The organism is uncultured Bacteroides sp., assembly GCF_902472605.1.
Classification (GTDB): domain Bacteria; phylum Bacteroidota; class Bacteroidia; order Bacteroidales; family Bacteroidaceae; genus Phocaeicola.
In genome coordinates, this window is record NZ_CABROP010000006.1 from 1 (window position 1) to 24,216 (window position 24,216).

General features: G+C 45.6%; 10 protein-coding genes. 1 reads left to right on the forward strand and 9 read right to left on the reverse strand.

What is annotated here, in order from left to right:
- The 6 genes from RDP42_RS02400 to RDP42_RS02425 all read right to left on the reverse strand — a co-directional run.
- A partial coding sequence (locus RDP42_RS02400) for a glycoside hydrolase family 97 catalytic domain-containing protein (RefSeq protein ID WP_308762375.1) occupies nt 1-1,867 on the reverse strand: 1,867 nt, incomplete at its 3' end.
- 164 nt (nt 1,868-2,031) lie between these two features.
- A complete protein-coding gene (locus RDP42_RS02405; RefSeq protein ID WP_308762376.1) occupies nt 2,032-3,039 on the reverse strand; it encodes an arabinan endo-1,5-alpha-L-arabinosidase in 1,008 nt (335 codons plus the stop codon).
- Between the two features lie 186 nt (nt 3,040-3,225).
- Nucleotides 3,226-3,945 (reverse strand): DUF3823 domain-containing protein, encoded by a 720-nt coding sequence (locus RDP42_RS02410; protein ID WP_303914059.1) that lies wholly within the window; start codon nt 3,943-3,945, stop codon nt 3,226-3,228.
- A gap of 18 nt (nt 3,946-3,963) precedes the next feature.
- The gene (locus RDP42_RS02415; RefSeq protein WP_308762377.1) at nt 3,964-5,823 is read right to left on the reverse strand and encodes a RagB/SusD family nutrient uptake outer membrane protein; all 1,860 of its coding nucleotides are present in this window, start codon (nt 5,821-5,823) and stop codon (nt 3,964-3,966) included.
- 13 nt (nt 5,824-5,836) lie between these two features.
- Complete coding sequence (locus tag RDP42_RS02420; protein WP_308762378.1) at nt 5,837-8,977, reverse strand: TonB-dependent receptor; 3,141 nt, start codon at nt 8,975-8,977, stop codon at nt 5,837-5,839.
- Between the two features lie 206 nt (nt 8,978-9,183).
- The gene (locus RDP42_RS02425; RefSeq protein WP_308762379.1) at nt 9,184-13,380 is read right to left on the reverse strand and encodes a two-component regulator propeller domain-containing protein; all 4,197 of its coding nucleotides are present in this window, start codon (nt 13,378-13,380) and stop codon (nt 9,184-9,186) included.
- Between the two features lie 242 nt (nt 13,381-13,622).
- On the opposite strand from RDP42_RS02425, the gene RDP42_RS02430 reads away from it, so the two are divergent.
- Nucleotides 13,623-15,602 carry an alpha-L-arabinofuranosidase C-terminal domain-containing protein gene (locus RDP42_RS02430; RefSeq protein WP_308762380.1) on the forward strand — a complete coding sequence of 660 codons (1,980 nt, stop codon included), beginning with the start codon at nt 13,623-13,625 and terminating at the stop codon, nt 15,600-15,602.
- Nucleotides 15,603-16,148: 546 nt separating this feature from the next.
- Here RDP42_RS02430 and RDP42_RS02435 read toward each other — a convergent pair.
- The 3 genes from RDP42_RS02435 to RDP42_RS02445 all read right to left on the reverse strand — a co-directional run bounded on the left by RDP42_RS02435 (nt 16,149) and on the right by RDP42_RS02445 (nt 24,196).
- Complete coding sequence (locus RDP42_RS02435) at nt 16,149-19,496, reverse strand: glycoside hydrolase family 2 TIM barrel-domain containing protein (protein WP_308762381.1); 3,348 nt, start codon at nt 19,494-19,496, stop codon at nt 16,149-16,151.
- Nucleotides 19,497-19,667: 171 nt separating this feature from the next.
- Nucleotides 19,668-21,893 (reverse strand): GH92 family glycosyl hydrolase, encoded by a 2,226-nt coding sequence (locus RDP42_RS02440; RefSeq protein ID WP_308762382.1) that lies wholly within the window; start codon nt 21,891-21,893, stop codon nt 19,668-19,670.
- 20 nt (nt 21,894-21,913) lie between these two features.
- Entirely contained in the window at nt 21,914-24,196 is a 2,283-nt protein-coding gene (locus RDP42_RS02445) for a GH92 family glycosyl hydrolase (protein WP_308762383.1), read from the reverse strand.
- Nucleotides 24,197-24,216 lie beyond the last annotated feature (20 nt).

The window sequence follows — 24,216 nt, forward strand, 5'->3', positions numbered from 1 at the left end:
CCTCCAGCTGCGGCTGACGTTTCTTGTCGTCCAGGTAATAAGAACCCGTTTCACCTTTCTGCCACATCGGCAGGTTCAGCGTCAGTTTCAACGGCTCTTTCTGGGCATTCACGCCTACCACATACCAGCGGTCGCCATGACGGCGAGCCAGCACACAATATTTACCGGGATAGCCGTCTAGGAACATCGTTTCATCCCAAGTAGTCGGCACCTGCTTCATGAAGTCGATAGCCAAAGCCGGCGCATCGGTCAGGTTATTCGGAGCCAGGGCAAAGTTCTGAATCGGGTTCTGATACAGCACTGCCGTAGCCAGCTGGAACACATCGGTGGTCTTGCGGATAGTTCCCCCGTCGTTTGTCCGGTTGTAACGTTTGTTCAACAAGGTACCTCCGAACTCCATACAGCCGATGGTGTTACGGATAAACGGATGCAGACAAGCATTGTAGGCCTCCATGTCGTCAAAATGCTGGTTGAATATCAGATTCTCTGAAGCCAGTACCGCCTCGCTGCCCACGTAGTTGGGATACATCCGTTCCCATCCGCGCGGAATGGTACAGCCATGGAAGATAATCATCAGTCCGTATTCGTTGGCATCGGTCAGAATGTCTTCGTACAAACCCATCATCTGCTGCTTGTCACTGCCGAAGAAATCCACCTTCAGTCCCTTCACACCGCATTTCTGCAACCATTTCATTTCTTTCTTACGAGCTACAGAATTACTCATGCACTGCTTGGCATCCTGCGGCGCATCGTTCCAGTAGCCGTTGGAGTTGTACCACACAAATACGTCCACCTTCTTCTGGTGTGCATACTGAAAGAGTTTCTCCATCTTGTCGCGGCCGATGTTCTTCTCCCATCCTCCGTCAATCAGCGTATATTCATAGCCCATCTCACTGGCCAGATCGATGAAACGTACCTGGTCGTCGTAGTTGATGCTCGGGTCCTGCCACATAATCCAGCTCCAGGTGGAACGCCCGAACTTGTAGTCCTGTGAAGGTTCATACAACGGATCTACCACGTCAAACGGCACGGTGGTTTCCACAATCGGCTTCAGGCCGTTGCCCACCGTAATGGTACGCCAAGGAGTCACACCCGGCAGAGCCAGTCCCGGAGTGGAAGAACCCAGTCCGTTCATCTCGCCCGGATTCGGGAAGGCAATGCTATACAATCCGTCCTTCGTAGCATCACTCAGGTGAGACGCACAGTACAAGCTGCGCACACCGGTTTCGGATACCAGTGCCCAGTTGTCGCCTACGTGGAAAAGTGCCGGGAAAGTATAGCCTTCACCGTATTTAGACGGCGTAGCCACCGGTTCATCGGGCACGTATTCTTCTTCGTAACTCGGTTTGGTCCGCATCCAGCCAATCATCGGGTCACTCTGCGGGGAAAGGAAGGTAGTAGTAGAAGAGGGGAAATCAAATCCGGTCGCTTCCTTCTCTACTACCATACAGGCTGTTTCGCCATACTGAGGCATCTCATAGCGGAACGCGATGTCATTGTTGCTCAACTGGAACACGATATCCACTTTCTTCTTGTCCGCATTTTCAAGGGTCACGGTCAGCTTGTTAGCCGTATAGTGCACCGTAGAACGTTTGATACGGGTCTGTGTGTAGGTCTTGTCCACCTTATCTGCCTGCTGGTCCACAAACGTCATCTGCCGACTGAAGTCACCGATATTGGACACGAAGCCCAACGGAGAGTTCTCCAATACGGTCTTGCCGTCGTAAGTTACCGAATAAACGGGTTTACCGTCCTGTAACTGAAAATCGAGTTTTAACCGCGCATCCGGCCCCGTTACTGCCGCCTGCTGGGCAAATGCCTGAGAGGCCAATAATGCCAATGTGCTAAAAAGTACTTGTTTCTTCATAGGTGTTTTTCAGATAATTACTAATCAAGGCAAAAATAGCGATTAAGTGTGAAATCAACAATAAATATTCCGGCAAAAAGTTATCACAAATTATGCAATATCGATATAAAAAAGATGCCGCCCGGAAGTACCATACTCCTTGCGGCATCTCTACAAATCACCTTTTAAAAATCTACGATCGGCCATCCGTCGGATGTCCACGTCATTTCCCGTATAATCAATTTCGGCGCTCCTTCTTCCGAAACCGAATAGGCATGGCAAATGAAATAATCCTTCCCGTCAAGGTGATAGGCGGCATTGTGCCCCACTCCGGCATAATCCTCGTTGCCCTGAATGACCAACGAACCGCCTCCCCGGTCCAAAGCTTTTCCTTCTTTATCCAAGTAAGGACCTGTCACCGTTTTCGCACGGCCCACCATTACTTTGTAGTCACTTTGCAATCCCTTACAGCAATAGTCGAACGACACGAAGAGGTAATAATAATCCTCGTGCTTCATGATAAAAGGGGCTTCTACTGCTCCATCGCCTGCCTCTTCCTCCGGCAAGTCGAACGTACGCGGACGGCGGCAAAGCGAATGCCATTCTTCGGGCTGGGCCACCCCGTTCAGGTCCGGCGTCAGCTTGACCAGCTTGATTCCGTCCCAAAAGGAACCAAAGGTCATCCAAGGAGTACCTTCCTCATCAATGATGATATTCGGGTCAATGGCATTCCACATATCTCGGTTAGGGACCGACTGAATCACCTTGCCGTGGTCGGTCCACTTGAAATCCGGACTGGAAGGGTCGAGGGTAGGATTCGTGGCATGCCCGATGGCCGAGGTATTCTTCCCAAATGCCGAACAGGAGTAAAACAAGTGATAAAGTCCGTCATGAAAAATAATATCCGGTGCCCAGGTATGTCCGTTATAGCCCTTGATGGCTTCTACTGCCCATTGGGGTGCCTTGTCGAATACCGGTTTCTCGAATTTCCAGTTTTCCCTGTCCTTGGAGGACATGACCGAAATCCCCTGCCCGGTAGCGAATAGATAATAGGTATCGCCCTGCTTAGCCAACACCGGATCATGGGTCATTACCTTACTGATAGGAATGACGGATAAACTTTTCTCCGGCGAAGATGCGTAGGCCATACTTGTTACGGCCAGTAAGAAAAATGAAAAGAGGGTATGTCTCATAAGATTTACAAATGCTTTAGCTGAGGTTTTTTACTGAAACAAAAATACTATCTTCACCATCTCATCAGGTAGAAAATAGTTTCCAAAAAGAGGACATTTGCATCTTATATAAAAAAAGACGCCCTGCAAACAAGAAATTCCTTGCTCACAAGACGTCTTTAAATCTAATAATCTATAACTAAATCATTATTCAGAAAAGGCCAATTTAAATGGCTCTGTAAAAATCATCGCATCAATGCCTGAAATCTTCAAGCCCATTCTTGCATAAATGAAACCTGTTTGCGGCAATGAAGCATTAGTGGAATTGATGGAGAATCCACTCAGGTCCACCTGCAAAGAAACCGTCTGACCGGCCTGTACTCCGGTTACTTCGGAATATCCGCCCGCACCCAAGTTACGTATATCATCCACGATAATGTTACGGCCTACATACAAACCAACTTTCTCAATGCTCTGTCCCGGAGTGACTTCCGTAATCTTACAAGAGGCAGTAACCAATCGACCGTTACAGTCAGCTGTGGCATCGTCCAACAGATAATAAGGAGTAACCGGCATCTCAATAACCTCTCCATGGTAGTTATTCACGGTAATCGTATCATTGACAGTCGGATTCACCCACGGACCCAGGTTATTCTGACGAATCAGTTTATAAGTCTTGCCTCCATATACACCTGCGCTGAACGTACCGTCTTGGGCCACCTGTACATTCATATACGTACTTGAAGAAAGCTCCCATCCCGGCTCATACAAACGGAAAGTCACCTGATTGTTTCTTACATAAATCGGTCTTCCATTGTAAACCACTTTGCCCACCAGATTAATATTAGGAGCCTCATAGTTATCCAGCTCACAGGAAGTGAAGCAGACAACCAGCAATAAGGATAATAAATAATATATCTTTTTCATACGAACTCAATTTTCTAATTACATATTCGGATTCTGTACCAATTTCGGATTCTTATCCAACGCATCCTGTTCAAAAGCAGTGTAATAATTACCGATACGGAAATTACGTGGAGCTTTGAAACGCGGAGCAATCTTACGGTCGAAGATAAACTTGTTATTGTCAGGACCACCTACGATACGATAAGGATAAAGAGCATAAAGCATGGTAGTGGTAGACTGAACACCATTCCACAATTTATCGGCCTTACGCAAGCGTTTCAAATCCCACAGACGATGGTCTTCCAAGGCCAGTTCACGGCGACGTTCATTCAACAAGTTATCAATGGTCAGATCTGCAGCTGTCCAGGAATTAGCTCCCAATCCAGCACGCTGACGAACCAGATTCACATATTTCAATGCCTGTTCAGCATAAGTTCCTCCCAGTTCCATACCAGCTTCTGCCGCATTCAAATAAATTTCACCCATACGGAAATACACATACCAGATATAAGAACCTTGACCACGCGCAGAAGAACCGATGGTAGAATCTACATACTTACGAAGATTAAAACCGGTATTGGTATAAGTAGCACGGCTCAACGGACCGTCATTTCCGACCAACGTACCGCCATCACCGCCATCGGCTACTTCAAACTTGGAATTAGGATCGGCTCCTTCTCTCAGTTCATAAGTTCCATTTCCCTGATAGATAGCTACACCAGCCTGTATGTCAAGTGTCTTTCCCTTAAATTCCTGATCAGGCACCAGACAAGTTCCTTTCAGACGTACATCTGCAATACTGGAGAATATATCCCCACGTTTCTCATATACAATGTAATTGCCTGACGCATCTTTATCCTTGATTTCACCGTAAGTTTCCACCAACTGTAGTGTCGGACAAAGGTCGGAACCGTTATCATTATCCTCGTTCATGGAATGAGCGATATTGGCAAATGAGAACGTATGGAATTTGCTCGCATTGTAATCTTTTGTCCAAAGCACTTCTGAATTGTTATCCTTTGAACAAATGGCGTTGTAGAAATTATCGGCAGAAGGACTGCTGATACCCTGCAAGGTATTGTTGGCAAATTCATCAATGATACGTTTGGAAGCAGCAAATGATTTCTCATAATACGGACGGGGATCTTCGCCGGTCATACCCACTACTCCAGGCTGCAAAGGCTGGTTAATCTCAGGGATGTTATATTTAGCGATAGAACCTGCATACAGCATACTCCGGCTTGCCAAGGCCAAGGCAGCCCATTGGTTTGCCCGTGATTTGTTGGTCACATTGTTATTACCTGCCAGATCAGCTTCAATATCCATACATTCATTGTACACAAAATTGTATATCTCAGCTTCTGAAGAACGAGGCACCTGAAGCTCGGTTACGTCCATACCTGGAGTATATTCCTGAGTTTGAGTAATCAAAGGAACTCCTCCCATACGGATACACATCTGAAAATAGGCATAGGCTCTCAGGAAACGGAACTCTGCAGTATACAGTGCTTTCTCCTGATCGGATATTTTGGTTGACACAGTAGCTAATGACTCTATGGCCTGATTGCATTTATAAATATATTTGTAATCGTAATAACGGAACTCGTCATAACTATATTCTACCATTTGGTTACGAGCCGATTCCACATCCTGGTTCATCAGTCCGCACCACATAAAGTCATCTATCAAGGAGAAGTTCACGTCATTATCCAAATTACCGTTCGTGGCTACATCGTTATATAATTCAGCCAAAACACCTTCAATCAACGAATTATCATTCCAGACTTGCTCTGAGGTCAAGAAATCCGTCGGCTCAGTATCTCCTAACCACGAATCACAAGAGGTCAAAGAACCACTGAGCATCGCTGAACATAAAATATATAATATTTCTTTTTTCATAATTATCCACTATTTAAAAGTTAAGATTCAAACCAAAGGAAATGGTACGCAAGTTCGGAGTTACCAAAGCACTGTTAGAAGTGATTTCCGGATCCAGCTGGTAACGGTGCATGTTATCAATGCTAAACAAGTTATAGGCATTTACATAGAAACGCAAACGGTTCAGACGCATCTTGTGAGTGACAGACTTCGGTAAAGTGTAACCCAATTCCAATGTACGAAGTTTCAGATACCATACTTTCTTTACCCAGAAGTCACTACGACGAGTGAAACTTACATTGGCACCGGCATAGCGGGTAGCAGGGAATTCTCCAGCAACCCAGTCGGAAGTCGGATCAGTCGGATCTACACGATGCCAGCTATCAGTCAACAAATATTCGGTAGAGTTACCATCCCCTTGGAATGGATAAGCTACTTCCCAACACATTTCGTAAGACTGTCCGGCAGCTCCATTCCAGTCCATCTGTAAATCAAATCCCTTCCATTCAAATGAAGAATTCAAACTGAAGTTCATATAAGGAAGCTCTCCGGCACCATACGCAATCGGACGTTCATCCAATTCGTTGATGACACCATCACCATTTTGGTCTTTGTAAATAAAGTCTCCTGGCAACATGGTAGAGTTACCTTCTCCATCATTATCTACTGGGTAATTCTGAATCTGTTCGTAGTTTTCAAAACGACCGGCAATTTCATAACCCCAGAAAGTAGAAGCCCAACGATTTTCGGTTGAATTACGGTATTCATCCCAGCTTGAACCGAAACGTGGTTTATAAGATTCACCCATCATGCGGCGAGCCAATGTGAAGTTACCACCAATAGAATATCTGAAGTCATTTACCTGATCTCTCCAGTTAATACCAAATTCCAGTCCTTTATGATAATCTGAATTCAGGTTTTCATTGGAAAGGTCAAACCCTACTTCTACCGGCACCAATACATCATAACGCATGGCAGGAAGACCGGTACGCTTACGTTGGAACAATTCGAATGTACCGCTCAAACGGTCATCAAAGAAACCAAAATCCAATCCCACGTTCACCAAGGTAGATTTAATCCAGCTCAAGTTAGTAACTGGTACTCCACGATATTCCACTCTTGAAACCGCAGTGCCGTTCAACACTGCACCATCTGCCGTGTTACCATAAGTGTAACCATCCAAGAATGCATAAGGAGTTACAATATCAGCATTATTGTATTGGTCATCTCCCATCCGTCCCCATGATGCTCTGATTTTCAAGTTAGACAGCTTGGTCACTTCTCTCACATTTTCCATAAAAGATTCTTCAGAAAGTCTCCAACCAGCCGATACAGAAGGGAAGAATCCCCAACGATGCCCTTCCGCAAACAAGTAAGAACCATCATAACGTCCACTAAATTCAGCAAAATACTTACTGCGATAATCATAAGCAGCACGGAATACCAAACCCGCACGGCGAGACATCGTCACTGTATTATCCAATGACTGCATATTACTAATACCGTTGGTTACAGCAATATAATTATTGGAAGGTAGTGTGTTGTACTGGGTCCAGTCGCCATCCTTTTCAAATGTTTCTATACCCAATACGCCAGACACATGGTGTGAATTGTCGAAAGTATGGTCATAATTCAACTGAGCCTGGAAGGTTTTTTCCTGACGCTGCTCTTTGATACGACGACGCCATGGATTCAAGTTTCCGGCCACTGCCGTATACGTGTCTGTCGCTTCATCATAACGATATACATCGTATGTATATTCAAACTGTTCCTGGTCATTCTGAGCAATCCAATAGTTATAGGCTACACGTGCTTTCAAACCTTCCAGCGGAGTCTGCCATTCTGCATAGGCATTGACCGTTCCTGATTTCCATACATCATCTGTATAACCCGTAATGTTTTCATCAAAAATAGCAGCGCCAGTGGCATTGTTACGAGTTTCGTTCACATAATTGGGATTATCGTTGGCATACGCATGCTGTGTCGGCCAGTTCTGGAACATAGCATAATACGGCTGCCAGTAGTCATCCAATCCCGGCACACCGACATTATGACGTGACTCGATACGTCCACTCACACGCACACCCACCTTAAATTTAGGAGTAATGTTTGCTTCTACATTACTCTGGATATTTGTACGCTGGAAGTTAAAGCCATTAATCATGGCATCCTGATCTGTATGTGAAATACCTACGTGATAATTGATTGCTTCAGAACCTCCGTCAATGCTTACATTGCCATACCACATGGGCGCATTCTCATTGACAATGAAATCCTGCCAGTCGAAGCTTGAATATTTTCCCTGCCCCTGCCGCCAAAGATTCAATTCGTCCATCGTGCGTGCGGTAGAACCATACGTGTTCAAATCAGCCTGCATACGTCCTTCATAGAAAGTAGCGGCATCTGCCACTTCCGGATAACGCATGAAGTTCTGCATACCATAATAGAAGTTAGCAGAGACGGAACTCTTCTCATTTCTTCTTCCGGATTTGGTCGTAACCAATACAACACCATTCGCAGCCCGCAAACCATAAATGGCAGCTGAAGCATCCTTCAAGACAGTAATACTTTCAATATCGTTCACGTCAATATTGTTGAACTGTCCTTCCTCACATTGAATTCCATCGATGACATACAACGGAGTACCCATGTTACGAATCTGAATAGAAGCACTGGCACCCGGACGTCCATCCGCCTGACGGGCAGAAATACCTGGAGCTTTACCCACCAAGGCACCTGCAGTAGTCGGAGTGGTAGTTTTCACCAATTCCTCAGATTTCACTGCGGTAATCGCACCGGTTAACGAACCCTTTTTCTGTGTACCATAACCTACGACTATCACCTCATCCAATGTCTCGGTGTCTTCTTTCATCTCTACTACCAAATCAGAAGAAGTGACCACCACATCTTTAGAAGTAAAACCAATGTAACTGAATTGAAGGGTTTCCCCCTTAGAGACCGTAAGGATAAAATTACCATCAAAATCAGTAATAGTACCATTCGTTGTCCCCTTTACAACGACATTCACACCAATGAGTGGCTCTTGTTTTGAGTCGACAACCTTACCTTTTACTTGCATCGTTTGGGCAAATGTTACCGAACAAAAAACAAACAGCAAGAGCCAAATCAAACTGAAAGTCCGATAAATTGAACTAATCATTGTCTTGTTGTTCATAAATACTACATTTTAAAGTTAATAATAAGGTCTATTAATTCAATACGCGACAAAATTAGTTCCTTTATCCTAAAAAAGCGTAAAAAGCCGATTGGAAACAGGAGGACAAAACCCAACAAAGAGGAGGATAAAAGGACACCCCTTTTACCCTCCTACCACAATTGAGTCAGAATCTGCAACAATACATCCTTATTGTATAATATGAACTAACTCTCCAAAATACTACTTGGCGTTACATTAAAATGCTTCGTAAAGCAACGGGTAAAGTATTTCGGATCATTGAATCCTACCTCATAAGCTATCTCCGAAATGTTCATCGCACGGCTCACTTTGTTCTTTAGCAACAATTCATGAGCTAAGTTCAAACGATAATTACGGATAAACTGACCAGAAGACTGCCCCGTCAGGCTCTGCATTTTTTTGTTCAACAGACTCTTGCTGATTCCTACCGCTTCGATGAAATCGCTGACTTCAAAATCAGGGTTCTTGTAGTTTTCTTTTACGACCGCCATGACTTTGTTCAAAAATTTCTTATCTCCGGAATTTTCTTCAATCTCCAACGAATCCATGTTCATGTCAATCGAGAATTTCTGCTGGAAACGCTTCCGGTTCTCCAGAATATTGGCAATACGAGTCAACAGCATGTTTTCATCAAAAGGTTTCAACAGAAAGGCATCGACTCCCATCTTATAACTTTCCAAACGAGCCTCATCGGAGGTCTTAGCTGTCAGCATCAGGAAGGGGATGTGCGAAATCGCAAAATTACTCTTCACCCTGCGAGACAATTCCATTCCGTCCATCACGGGCATCATCAGGTCGCTGATAATAAAATCCACGTTACTGGTACGCAGTATCGCCAACGCTTCTTCACCCTGTGAAGCTTCTAAAACATTATAATATTCTACCAAGATAGAACGTATGTAATCACGCATATCTTTATTGTCTTCCACTACCAGCACGGTCATTTTTCCATTCCGTGGAATATCTACTACCACATCTTCCTTATCGGCATCCGAATCCCGCTGTACCTGCGACGTACCATGAATGGCCGGCAAAAGAATACGGAAAGAAACTCCTTTCACCGGATTGTTCTTGGCATAGATTGTTCCATGCAACAAACCAATCAGTTCCCGACACAAATAAAGACCAATTCCCGTTCCACTCTGACCGCTCACCGATTCCTGACTCTGATTATCCGACTGATAGAACTGTGAAAAAATACGTTCCATATCCTGTTCTGGAATACCTTTGCCCGTATCACGGACACTGATAAACAATTTTCTCTCCGTTTCGAGACCTACTACGCCCACATAAACCCCGATGTATCCTCCTTTCGGGGTAAACTTTAAGGCATTGCTGACAAGATTGGTCATAATCTTGCGCATCACATCCTCATCGAACATCAGGAACGGATCCGGAAGATGAAGGTACAACTGAAACCCAATGCCACGGCTTGCGGCATAATCGGCAAAAGGAGGCACCAGTTCACACATAAAAGCTTTCAGATTCCCATAATTCATCGCTATCTTGATATGACCCTCTTCCACTTTCCGGAAATCCATCAGCTGATTGACCAAGGAAAGCAAGTATTTGGAGTTCCGTTCCACCAAATGCAGCTGCTCAATAACCTGCGGATTACAGCTCAACTTTAAAGCTCGCTCAATCGGTCCTATAATCAAGGTGAGCGGTGTGCGGAATTCATGAGTAATATTGGTAAAAAATGCCAACTTATCAATGGTCAGTTCTTCTACCTTGTGCGACATCTCCAGAATCTGATTTTTTTGTGCCGTTATTTTTTCATTCTGGTCTTTCAACAAATTGTTTTGTTCAGAAAGTTCCTCCGTCTGATTGGAAAGTAATTTTTTCTGTCCTTCCAGTTTTGCAGTACGCTCTTCCACCATCTGATGCAACAAATCCTGCTGATGTTTCATCGCTTTATAACGCCATAACAGCAAACGGTATCCTCCAAACAGCAAAAGGAACAATACGGAAACCAAAAACCAGGGAGTTTTATAAAAATACGGACGGACTACTATAGACAACTCTTCCGTCTGTTCCAGCCAATGTTTTCCATCAGGCGCATAACGAAGCTGAAAGGTATATTCTCCCGGATAAAGATTGGTATAAGTCGCGCTGTTCCGGTTTGCTGGTACCGTTACCCATTCCTCATCGAAACCCTTTAACCGATAGGAATACTGCGCTTGTGACCCCAAGGCATAATCCAACGCAGAAAATTCAATGGAGAGCGATTTATCTCGCTCATGCATGATAATTTTTCCTTCTTGCGGAAATACTTCCTGTCCAAACACTTTACAATGGGTAAACGCCAGAGGGAAAGTATGTACATGCCCCGCCTCGAGCACCGGATGTATCTCTGTCAATCCTTTCTGACTGCCAAAGAACAAGTGTTCCTTATCAAACGACAACGCATCGGCATTCCAATAAAACAAATCTGAAACCAAACCGTCAATCTGACTATAATTGCGAAAAGATTCTTCTTTTACATTGAAACACGACAAACCGTTGTCGGTAGATACCCAGATATTACCATACCAGTCTTCCAAAATACCTCGTACACTGTTGCTCACCAAACCGTCATTCTTTGTAAAGGCTATGAATTGATAATCTGTCCCTTTTTTCAATGCCTTATAAAAACCGTTTCCATTGCTACCCAGCCAGATTGTTCCATCCTTCGACTGGAAAATAGAAGTGATACGTTCTTTCTTCCCCGATGTAGGCTCATCCAGTTTACATATATATTTTTTATATTTCAATTGTCCCTTTCCATAGGCAACAAGGTCTATGCGTAACAAACCGAAAGGAGATGATGCCCACAGTTCTTTCTCCCGGGTGATGCACATGCCCAGTGCGTTTTGATTGACAACTTCTTTTTTCTCGTTTAAAAAAGGTTCCACGATACTGCCGTCGGCCGGATTATATACATACAGATTTCCCATCGTACCAATCCACACCAACCGGTTGATGGAATCAAATGCCAGACTCGATATAAAAGCATCCTTTAATGGCAGAGGAACATAACGTTTTGGAGTTGAAGGCCGACGGTCTATCCACCCCAATCCTCCTCCCCAAGTACCGATATACAAACGGTCTTTGTCATCCAACGCCAATACACTTACCGTATTGTGGCCCAGGTAGGCAGGAGCATCGGTGGTATAATGCAAAAAGCGGTCACTTCCTTTCAGGCGACAATTCAAGCCTCCTTCCACCGTACCCACCCATAATGTATGGTATTCATCTTCCACAATTGCATTGACCGGATTCTGAGAAAGAGTCCCCGGCTTGTTTGGCTCATAATAATAATTGACAACAGACAAACGAGAAGGAAACATCTTGTCCAACCCTCCAATTTCTGTACCAATCCACACAATATCATTCTCCTCATCCGTATACAAAGAGTTGATGAAATTACAAGAAAGGCCATGCATACCCATCACCTCAGTGGCGTGAATACGAGTAAAATCAGAGGTTGACGCATTGAAAATATTCAAGCCCATTAAAGTACCGATAATAACCTGATTATCGCGCGTGGAAGTGATTGCCGTCACATAATTTTGTGACAAAGACTTGGGATTTTGTGGATTATACAAGTAATGGGAGCTAGTGTCTGTTGTCAGGTCATAACAAAATAAGCCATTGCTCGTGCCAATCCAAACCTTATTCTGACAATGGTAAATACAAAACAATGCATCACGCGGTGAGATTTTCAAGGAGACAGAAACTGGCTGCGGCTCTTGTACTCCTTCCATCCCTTCATTTACCCGACAAAGCTTCCCTTTATGAAAAAACCATATATATCCATCTACTTCAGCCAGCACACAACCACGCTCATTCAAGGAGGTTTCTGAAACAAGAATGACCTTCTTAACAGTACCTGTAGAATTAAATATCACCTTGTATATCTGTCCGCGGCTACAAATCCACAAGTTTCCGGCTTTGCTGGTTAACAAGAAATTGGCAGGCTGCTTCATCAATTCCGTCATCTGCTGCGACTGTAAAGACTCTGCCGACAACAGTTGCAGATTTTCCGTAGAAAGCAATTCGATACCGGCTTCTCCCGCCATCCAGATACGATGAAAAGAATCTTCCGCCAATTTTTCTACAAAGTTACTTTTCAAGACTCTTTTTTTATCGGTTACATTCGTCTGAAAAGTCACAAATTCATGTCCATCATAACGTGCCACTCCTCCTCCGTATGTAGTCACCCACAAATAACCATCACTTGATTTGATGATATCGTCCACAAAATTATACGGTAAACCTTCGTTCATCGTAATAGAAGCAAACGAAAAACGGCTCGAGGTTTGAACAGCACAAAGCCATACTGCAGGATAACACAGACAGAATATCAGCCACAGGCAAAGTAGTACACTTCTTTTTCTCATGAGATTTTTTTCACTTTTCAGACAAAGGTAAACCGTTTTTTATAGTCTTTTTCTGAAAAAAGCGATAAAAATCTGCCCAAAACACAAATATCCACCTAATTGAAAGAATCGTCCACCCCTCGAAAAGCAATTGAGCCTAATTTTATATCTAAAAAACAAACAGACAGATATTTTGCTGTTTTTCTATAAAAGATTCTCAGTTTTTATGTAAGTTTGTATCACATTAATTTAACTATAAAACCATGAACAAACACTTAGCCTTTATCTCTGCGCTCGCACTCAGCGCAGGCCTCAGCCTGCAAGCGCAAAACACCAATCAAATGGTGATTCAAGCCAACAAAATTGGGGCAGAAATACAACCGACCATGTACGGACATTTCTTCGAAGACATCAACTACGGAGCAGACGGCGGTCTGTATGCAGAACTGATTAAAAACCGTTCGTTTGAGTTCCCACAACACCTGATGGGATGGGATGTTTTCGGTAACGTCACCCTTCAAGACGACGGACCGTTTGAAAAGAACCCACATTATGTACGTCTCGGAGCTCCCAGCCATCCGCACAAACGGACCGGTATTGAAAATGAAGGCTTCTTCGGTATCGGCATCAAGGCTAATGAAAAATATCGCTTTACCGTATGGGCCAGAGGAGAAAACCAGAAAATACAGGTGGAACTGATTGACAATGCGTCCATGGGAGAATCACAGGTCATCACTTCACAAGACGTCAACATCAACTCCAAAGACTGGAAAAAATATGAAGTCATCCTGACTCCTACCCAGACACAAGCCAAGGCTCATCTGAGAATCTTCCTGGCTTCTCCGGGTACAGTCGACCTGGAACATGTATCTCTGTTCCCGGTAGATACGTGGAAAGGACGTGAAAACGGACTGCGGAAAGACCTTGTACAGGCATTGGCCGATACCAAACCGGGCATCTTCCGTTTCCCGGGAGGATGTATTGTAGAAGGAACTGAAATCACCGACCGCTACAACTGGAAAAACTCTGTAGGACCGGTAGAAAACCGTCCGCTCAACAGCAACCGCTGGGAGTATACCTTCCCCTACCGTTTCTTCCCGGACTACTTCCAGAGCTACGGCATGGGATTCTATGAACTATTCCTGCTGGCTGAAGACATGGGGGCCGAACCGCTTCCGGTGCTGAACTGCGGATTGGCTTGCCAGTACCAGAACGATGACCCGAAAGCACACGTTCCCGTAGACCAACTGGACAGCTACATCCAGGATGCGCTCGACTTGGTTGAATTCGCCAACGGCGACACCAATACCAAATGGGGAAAACTTCGCGCCGATATGGGCCATCCGGCTCCGTTCAACCTGAAATTCATGGCCATTGGAAACGAACAGTGGGGACCGGAATATCCGGAACGACTGAAACACTTTGTAGAAGCTCTGCGCAAAGCTCATCCAGAAATCAAGATTATCGGTTCATCTGGTCCGCAGTCTGAAGGAAAGGATTTCGACTACTTGTGGCCGGAAATGAAGAAACTGAAAGTGGACTTGGTAGACGAACACTTCTACCGTCCGGAAGACTGGTTCCTGAAATCAGGTAACCGTTACGACAACTACGACCGGAAAGGCCCGAAAGTATTTGCCGGAGAATATGCCTGCCACGGAAAAGGCAAGAAATGGAATCACTTCCACGCTTCTCTGCTCGAAGCTGCGTTCCTGACAGGAGTAGAAAGAAATGCCGATGTAGTACACATGGCAACCTATGCTCCGCTGTTGGCTCATGTAGAAGGATGGCAATGGCGTCCGGACTTAATCTGGTTCGACAACCTGCGCTCCGTACGCACTTGCAGCTGGTATGTACAATCACTCTACGGTCACAATAAGGGTACCAACGTAGTGCCTCTGACGATGGACAAGAAACCGGTCAGCGGACAAGAAGGTCAGAATGGATTGTTTGCCAGCGCTGTTTGGGATGAACCCACTCAGACCTATATCGTAAAAGTGGCCAACACCTCCGACAAGGCACAGCCTCTCACACTGGAATTCAAGGGATTGAAGAAATCCGTTACTTTGGGCGACGGAAAATGTATTACCCTGCATACAGAAAATCCGGATGCAGAAAATACACTCGACAATCCGAACCTGATTACCCCTCAGGAAAGTGCCGTAGCTATCGAAGGAAATACGCTCAATACCGAAATAGGTGCCATGACATTTGCCGTCTACAAATTCAAGAAAGAAAGCAAATAAGTCATCGGTTTATTGCTAAAAAGGTGCGTCTGGATTGCCCGGACGCACTTTTTTTTCGCTTTAATAATACATACACAACCTATATCCTAAATAAAATAAACAAGTACATGCCACCAGTACCATGGTCAGTGTCACCTTCAGGGCTTTCTGACGCTCCTTTAAACTTAGTTCCATACCAAAGTCCTCCATTTATTCTGTAACAAATATCGTGAAAATATATTACAAAATCATGTAAACAAAGTGACTTTTGTGTGAAAATGTTTTCCAGATTCCATTACACCTAAATTCCTTAATAATTCTTTCAAACAAGTTGGAAGAATAAAATTATGTTATAAAGCATATCATTAATGGATATTCCTTTGCAAGTTTCCAGAAAGTCCTTACCTTTGCAACGTGTTTTTCATAGTATTAGATTTAAGGTTAACAAAGGTTGGAGTTCAGCGGAACTCCTTTTTTTATGCCCATATGTAAGCACAAAAAAAATTCCGAGCCTGAGCATCCGTTTTGCTCAAGCCCGGAATTTCTATTTTCCGCCAAAGGCCATTTTTACATCGGGACGATGGTGAATCCCCAACGGTATTCCTTATTGGCCGGAATCAGGTACTGTGGATCTGGGATAGAACCCCAGCTATCAAAACCACCTACTCCCATCTGACGCATATCCAGGCAGACTTCCACAAAATCACGCGGAGTAATGTCATTGATATGAGTCTGACGCGGCTTGATATCCTTGGCCGTACTGATATCGTGCTTCAGCTCTTCCGCATCCCGGTTGTTCCACTGGTAATCGCGGTTCGTAGCTTCTTCACCGTCAAAATCCTCTACAGAATTACGGAGAGAATTAAATTCCAGCGTACTGTCGGCATATACTGTCAATCCCTTGCCGTTTTTCTGCTTCAAGGTCAGCCAGCGGGTATCGGTGTGATGTCCATTTTCCTGCGGACGGATATACGGGTAATACATCTGTTCAGCCGTGCTCCGGTATTCACCTACCAGCGTACCGTTGTTGCGGTCACAGTAGTTCTCTTCTGGTCCACGTCCGAAATAGGTCACCTGCTCCATGTCGGCCGGCAAACGGAAACGTACTCCGATGCGCGGCACTACCAGCTTGGAACTTTCCTTGCGGCGTGCTTCATTACCCGGTGTAAAGGTAGCCGTCAGAGTAGCTTCCGAAGCTTCGGTCTGAGCGGCCTGCATTTCGGTAGAAGTAAAGGTGTAATCAGCCTTCACCACTCCCGACGGATGGATGCGGTAGGTAGCAATATAGAGATTACCTGCCGCCAGCAGATAGCTCACCTTCAGCACAGCATCTTTTCCGTCCAAAGCGAGTGAGGCATCCACTACATTGAAGTTCTTGCTCGACTGCTTCCAGATTTGCAGACGTTTCGGCATCTGGCTTCCATAATCGTTGTCATTCGGTCCGCGCCAGAAGTTAGGCTGCAAGCCGAATCCATCGTGGAAATATTCGGTTCCTTTTACTTTATACGAAGTCACCAGCCCCGTTGATTTGTCGAACACAAACGAAACACGTGACGACTGTACCGTCAACAGGTTGCCGTTTTCACTGCATTGCAAAGCCGGACCTTGTACGGCGAACGAACGGTCGAGTGCCTCTACCGGCAGACGGAACTGTTCATGCGCAATTTCGTAACCGGCCGGAATCAGCGGTTCCGGTTCCAAAGTAGTCACCGAGAAGTTCACGAAATATTCTGTACCGGCCTTGGCTTTCAATCCGCCGACGTTTACCGTCAGTTCTTTCTTGGCCTGAGGTGCTACGTCCAGCGATACTTTGCCACGGCGTACTACCTTGTTGTTTTCTTTCACCTCATATGCAATCTGATATTTCTTCAGGTTGGTGAAATAGAAACGGTTGAGTACATTGAATTTGCCGTTTGCCAGGTCTGTAGCCTCAAAGGCCACATTCTGGTGCGCATATTTCACTTCACTCATAGCCGGATGAGGGTTACGGTCCGGATTTACGATACCGTTGCAGCAGAAGTTACCGTCGCTCGGCATGTTGGTACCGAAGTCACCTCCATAAGCCCAATAGTCTCTTCCATTCTCATCCTTTACCAAGATACCCTGGTCTACCCAGTCCCAGATATAACCACCCTGCAGGTTCGGATAGCTGTAAATCGCTTTCCACTGGTCCCACAAGCCTCCGGTAGAGTTACCCATGGCATGCGCATATTCCGACGGCACCACCGGACGGTCACTACCCTGACGGCCGATACTTTCCAGCCAAGATGCACTTGGATATTGAGGTACATACATATCTGAGTTCCATTCCCACTGTGCACGCTCGTAGTTCACCGGACGGTCCATCAGTCCCTTGTCGGCCTGTTTCACCCACAAGTACGCCTCATAGAAGTTATATCCGTTACCGGCCTCGTTACCCAATGACCAGAAAGTCACAGAAGGATAGTTCTTGTTACGTTCAAACATGTTTTCCACGCGATACAAATGCGGTTTCAGCCATTCCGGGTTGTTTCCCAGCGTACCCCCCTTGCTCAGGCTGTAATACATACCGTGGCTCTCGATGTTGGCCTCATCGTAAATGTACAGACCGTATTCATCACACAGCTCATAGAAACGGCGGTCTTGCGGATAATGGCACAGACGTACCGTGTTGATATTGTTGCGCTTCATCAGCTCCAAGTCCTTGCGCATCAGTTCTTCGCTCACGTAATGACCTGTCAGCGGGTTGTGTTCGTGCATGTTCACTCCTTTCAGTTTCAACGGCTGCCCGTTGATGAACAACACATGATAATTCTTGCCGTTGGCCCCCTTCTGGTCTATTTCCTTGATTTCGATACGGCGGAAACCTACGTGATACGGAATGACTTCGGTCACCTTACCATTTTCCTTTACCGTCATCAACAGCTTATACAGATTCGGTGCTTCCGAGGTCCAAGTCTGTACCTCCGGCAGGTTCTGACTGAAAGTGACGTTCCCTTCTTTTCCCGGCAACACTTGTGCTGCTTGTTCTCCGTTGGCTACCACCTTGCCTTTGCTGTCCAGCAATTCATAGCTCACGCTCAGTCCCGCTGTTTGTGTACGATGGTTTTTCAACTCCATATCCAAGCGGAAGATACCGTTGGTATAAGAATCATCCAAAGTGGAAGTAATACGGAAATCCTGTACCGAAGCCTTCGGCTGTGAATAAAGGAACACATCGCGTTCAATACCGCTGATACGCCAGAAGTCCTGACATTCCAGATACGAACCTGTGCTCCAGCGGAAAATCTTCAAGGTCAGCACATTATTGCCATCCTTCAGATAATCGTTGATTAAATATTCTGCCGGATTCTTGGAATCCTCGTTGTAGCCCACTTCTTTTCCGTTCAGGTATACATAACAGCCCGATTTAGCACCGGCAATGTGCAGATAGATGTCACGTCCTTTCCAATCTGAAGGCACCGTAATGTCGCGACGGTACACACCCACCGGGTTCTTCTCCGGCAACAACGGAGGCTGCGGATTACGCGGCTGAAACTCGTAACCGTGATTGGTATAAATGGCTGTACCGAAGCCCTGTACTTCCCAGTTGCCCGGCACCTTGATGTCATGCCATCCCGTAGTACTTGTTTCCGGTGAAGTGATGTCAGCCGGAAGATCCAAGTAGGAATCCGTGTAATAAAATTTCCAGGTTCCGTTCAACAGTTCATAATAGGGACTGTTTTCATACTTTCCGGTCAAGGCCTGCGTCTTGTCCGCATACGTCATAAAAGCCGATCTGGGCGCTTCTCGGTTGACCGACACGGTCTGAATGTCTTTCCAATAAGGTAAAGAGGCATTTTCTGCATACAACTGCTGAGGAGTACCGCTGATAGTCAGCACACCCGTCAATGTACAGCAAAAAGTTTTGATTGCGAGGGTAAGATTTCTGTCCATCTGTCCTTTTTAAGGTTAATAATTTTCTGGCCGCAAGTTAAGAAGAATATTCTATATTCATCTTAAATTTCTTCATAAATTTTAATTTATTATTGGGTAATTAAAAAATATCCGCCACTGAAACTCGTTCAGCGGCGGATATACTATCTATGCTTCGTTTTACTCAGAATCTTAATACCATACCGTCTGCTTATCGCCCATCAGGAAGGTCAACTCGCCCCCTTTCATGATATCCGCATAATCTATCCAAGCTTTTTTATATTCCTTTCCGTTCAGAAGCACACCCTGTATGTAGTCGTTCTTCTGTCCCTTATCTTCCCGTTTGATAACAAACTTGCCTGCCGGTACCGTGATTTCAACTTTCTCAAAGTTCGGATAACCAAACACAAACTTACCTCCCGCAGGTTCCACCTGATAGAAACCGAAAGAAGAAAGCACATACCATGCCGACATCTGGCCTACGTCTTCATTACCCGACAATCCGTCCGGCTGGTCGGTGTACATGGTATGCAAAATTTCTTTTACCCGTTCAGCGGTCTTCCACGGCTGTCCTACCATTGTATATAAATAAGTGATGTGGTGACTCGGTTCGTTGCCATGCGCATACTGGCCAATCAGGCCGCTGATATCCGGAGAAGAGGCTTCTCCTAATTCACCCTCAGCCAGGAACAAAGAATCCAGTTTTTGCACAAACGCCTCCTTGCTGCCGAAGCATTCCACCAGTCCCTCTACATCCTGCGGCACCAGCCAAGTGTACTGCCAGGCATTTCCTTCACAATAATCATCGTCTCTGTGTGCCGACGCATACGGACTGAAAGGCGTGCGCCAAGAACCATCGGTCATCTTGCCCCTCATAAAGCCAGTAGAAGCGTCAAAATAGTTCTTATACGACTTACTACGCTCCAGGAAATAAGTATAATCTTCCTGCTTACCCAAACGACGGGCAGCCTGTGCCACTGCCCAGTCGGCAATGGCATATTCCATATCATAAGCGATGGCTTCCGTCATCTTATCGGCAGGGATGAATCCATATTTAATTCGATACTCCATTCCACGTTCCGGCAACATGGACGATTCTTTCAACGCCTTGAACGCCAGTTCTGAATTGAACCCCTTGATATCCTTCAGAATAGCATCTGCCACTACCGGTACACCTGGATTGCCCACCATACAGTTGGTCTCACAACCCATCAGGTGCCATACCGGAAGCTTGCCCTGCTGTTCATAAATATGCAGCATCGTATTGATGATGTCACTCATTCGTTCCGGCTGGAGAATCGTCATCAACGGCTGTGCAGCCCGATAAATATCCCAAAGTGAGAAAGTGGTGTAGTTCTTGAACCCTTTTTCATGGTGCACTTTCTTGTCGGCTCCGTAATAATCACCGTTCACGTCACAAAATTCCGAGGGAGCGAACAACGTATGATAAAGGCTGGTATAGAAAATCTTCTTGGACACTGCATCCTGTGTAGAGACCTTGACTTTGTTCAGTTCCTTGTTCCAGGCTGCTTTCGCATCGGCCACGGTCTGGTCGAAATTCCAGCCCTTGAGTTCTGCCTCCATGTTCAGCTGGGCTCCTTCTTCCGAAGTTGGTGAAAGTGCCACTTTCAAATAGAGAGGTGCCGGATTTCCTGCCGGGAAATTTACTCGGGCAAACAACTGGGCTCCTTGAGCCATATTGCCTTCCTTGACTGAATCATTGACAATGAAAGCTACACTGTCGAACTTCCGCGAAAACTCGGCGCGGAAGAAAATACGCTGGTCATCGGCCCATCCCTTCGAATAGCGGTAACCGCTCAGTGTGCTGTCGTTGACTACCCGGATCACCGCATCCGTAGTCTTGTCCCAGCAGCCTCCGTTCACCATATCGAACACAACAGCTGGACTTTCCTTTTCAGGAAAAGTATATTTATGGAAACCGACCCGTTTGGTGGCGGTCAGTTCCACATCCACATTGTATCTTGACAGATGCGTGCGATAGTAACCCGGGGTGACCACTTCTTTCGAACGGTCGGAATAGGACCAGAGACCGGTTTCATACGACGTGGTATCACCACGCGCATAGGTCACCTCGCCCACCACCGGCATCACGTTGATATCGTGCAAATCGCCAATACCCGTACCACTCAAATGTGTATGAGGGAAACCGATGACCGTAGAGTCCGATTCATGATACCCCGACACCCAGTCCCACGACTGAGGGATACTGGTCGGCCCCAACTGTACGAAACCATAAGGCACATTCGCCCCGAAAAACACATGTCCGTGTCCACCGGTACCGATGCGAGGGTCTACAAACTGTGTCAAGTCTTCCATTTCCGGCGTTTCCTGATGTTTTTCACAGGCGCACAGACACAAAGACAGGACTGAAACAAACAAGAATGATTTTTTATTCATGGTTTTAAATTTAATATAATTCAAGGTAAATCATTTTCTACTCTCGAAAAAGAATAAGGAGCATCTTCCCCCGCGATTCCTCGTTTTTCGTTGGGAAAGTTACACATTTCTATTTGTATTTTCGCACCTTTTATCAAATCTTTATGAGAAAAATAATTGTGTGTATAGGTTTTTCCATTCATTTTCATGTGTTTAATGTAAAAATTCGCCTTACTGTTTAACGGTGCTTCTATGGTAAGGTCCTTCCCGTTCTCCAAATGTACCGTAGCTTTCCGGAACAAAGGAGCTCCCACCACATACTGGTTACTGCCCGGACATACCGGATAGAATCCCAAAGCCGTAAACACATACCAGGCTGAAGTCTGACCATTGTCTTCATCCCCACAATACCCGTCCGGTGTAGGCGAGTACATCCGGTTCATCACCTGCCGCAACCAATACTGGGCCTTCCAAGGCTGCTTGGCATAATTATACAAATAAATCATGTGCTGGATAGGTTGATTGCCATGGGCATAATTTCCCATGTTCATCACGGTCATTTCTCGAATCTCGTGAATGACGGACCCATAATAACTTGAATCGAATACGGGCGGAACAGCAAACACCGAGTCGAGCATCTCCACAAATATCTTATCTCCTCCCATCAGGTCAATCAGTCCTTGGGGATCATGAAACACCGACCAGGTATAATGCCAGCTGTTGCCTTCCGTAAAAGCCTCTCCCCATTTGAGCGGAGAGAAAGGCGTCATGAACGTACCGTCTTTTTTCTTTCCCCGCATCAGCTTGGTTTCCGGGTCAAACAGATTTTTATAGTTCAGGGACCGACGGGCAAACAAGTCGATTTCTGCTTTTGGACGTTTCAATTCCTTGGCCAACTGATAAATACACCAGTCATCATACGCATATTCCAACGTACGGGCCGCGTTCTCGTGAATGTGCACATCACAAGGCACATAGCCTAACTGGTTGTAATATTCATATCCCAGCCGTCCGGTAGAAGAAACTTCCGGATGCACGTTTTGAGTGCCATGCAACAATCCCTCGTACAAGGTCTGCAAGTCGTCCACCCTGACCCCTTTCATATACGCATCTACCAATACCGAAGCCGAATTATTGCCTACCATGCAACCGCGGTGTCCGGGACTGGCCCACTCCGGAAAGAAACCGCTTTCCTTATAAGTATTAATCAAGCCTTCCTGCATTTCCTTGTTTACAGAAGGATAAACCAAATTCAGCAACGGAAACAAACAACGGAACGTATCCCAAAAGCCAGTATCCGTGTACATATATCCTGGCAATACCTGGCCGTTGTACGGACTATAGTGCACCACCTGTCCGTGGGCATCTATCTCATAAAACTTGCGAGGGAACAGCAGTGAACGATACAGGCAGGAATAGAAGGTGCGGTACTGATCCAAATTTCCTCCATCCACTTCGATTCTGCCCAAGACCTCATTCCAGGCTGATTTTCCTTTTTCTGCCAGTACCTCCAGACTGTCATCACCCAGTTCCTTCAGGTTTTCCAAGGCTTGCTCCGCACTGATAAACGAAGAAGCTACCCGCGCATGTACTTGTTCTCCTTTTCGAGTAGAGAAACCAATAAGGGCAAGTACATGGTCTGCCTGCAATTCGGTGCGCCCTACCTCCAGACAGGTATCGGCCACCGTAGCCTGGTAAGTGAAAGGTTTGTCAAATTCAATCACGAAATAATTTTTGAAATTCTCCGGTACACCCCCACTGTTTTTGGTGGAATACCCGATGATACGATTCTCCGCCGCCTCAATCTTTACGTATGAACCCTGGTCAAACGCATCAATCACCACATACGAGTGCTCGTTTTCCGGAAAAGTAAAGCGGAACATCGCGGCTCGCTCCGTGGGCACCAGTTCCGTCACCACATCATGCTCGGCCAGATATACTTTATAATAATAGGGTTTGGCTTCCTCCCCCTTATGCGAGAACCAACTGGCACGCTGGTTTTCCTCAAACACCGGTTTTCCGACCACCGGCATAAGGGCAAACTGGCCGTAGTCATTGATCCACGGACTGGGCTGGTGCGTTTGTTTGAATCCCCGAATTTTGGTGGCCGTGTACATATACTGCCATCCATCCCCCATTTTCCCGATTTGCGGAGTCCAGAAATTCATTCCCCACGGACGAGCAATGGCCGGATAGGTATTTCCGGCAGAAAATTCATAAGTGGATTGTGTACCCATCAACGGATTCACATAATCCGCATAATCCGTAGCCCTACCTTGGAGGACAAAGCAGATTATTATCATTAACAAAGCCAATTTCTTCATAACGAGTTCCCTGTTTAAGA

Coding starts and splice junctions, on each gene's coding strand:
- RDP42_RS02405 (WP_308762376.1), bottom strand. CDS start 3,039: ATGAGACATACCCTCTTTTCATTTTTCTTACTGGCCGTAACAAGTATG.
- RDP42_RS02410 (WP_303914059.1), bottom strand. CDS start 3,945: ATGAAAAAGATATATTATTTATTATCCTTATTGCTGGTTGTCTGCTTC.
- RDP42_RS02415 (WP_308762377.1), bottom strand. CDS start 5,823: ATGAAAAAAGAAATATTATATATTTTATGTTCAGCGATGCTCAGTGGT.
- RDP42_RS02420 (WP_308762378.1), bottom strand. CDS start 8,977: ATGAACAACAAGACAATGATTAGTTCAATTTATCGGACTTTCAGTTTG.
- RDP42_RS02425 (WP_308762379.1), bottom strand. CDS start 13,380: ATGAGAAAAAGAAGTGTACTACTTTGCCTGTGGCTGATATTCTGTCTG.
- RDP42_RS02430 (WP_308762380.1), top strand. CDS start 13,623: ATGAACAAACACTTAGCCTTTATCTCTGCGCTCGCACTCAGCGCAGGC.
- RDP42_RS02435 (WP_308762381.1), bottom strand. CDS start 19,496: ATGGACAGAAATCTTACCCTCGCAATCAAAACTTTTTGCTGTACATTG.
- RDP42_RS02440 (WP_308762382.1), bottom strand. CDS start 21,893: ATGAATAAAAAATCATTCTTGTTTGTTTCAGTCCTGTCTTTGTGTCTG.
- RDP42_RS02445 (WP_308762383.1), bottom strand. CDS start 24,196: ATGAAGAAATTGGCTTTGTTAATGATAATAATCTGCTTTGTCCTCCAA.